Origin of the sequence: Stenotrophomonas sp. AS012628, assembly GCF_010608305.1 — a bacterium.
GTDB lineage: Bacteria > Pseudomonadota > Gammaproteobacteria > Xanthomonadales > Xanthomonadaceae > Stenotrophomonas > Stenotrophomonas geniculata.
This window is the reverse complement of the sequence record NZ_VMBJ01000339.1, coordinates 1-205: the sequence shown is the minus strand read 5'-3', so window position 1 is coordinate 205 and position 205 is coordinate 1. Positions and strand designations below refer to the sequence as shown.

Below are 205 nucleotides of genomic sequence, written 5' to 3'. Positions count from 1 at the left end.
GGCCAGACCACCGCCGAGCAGGCCGACGACGAATACACCGAACTGTTTATCGGCGTCGGCAAGCCCGAAGTGTTCTTGTACGGCTCGTACTACCAGGCCGGTTTCATGAACGAGAAGCCGCTCGTGGTGTTGCGCGACGATCTGCGCCGCCACGGCCTGGAGCGCGCCGAGGGCATCACGGAAACCGAAGATCACCTCGCGACCC

Annotated in this window: 1 protein-coding gene; it reads left to right on the top strand. The window is 63.9% G+C overall.

What is annotated here, in order from left to right:
• Positions 1-205: molecular chaperone TorD family protein (locus G5A07_RS22175; RefSeq protein WP_191864068.1), on the top strand; the 205-nt coding region annotated here is incomplete at both ends.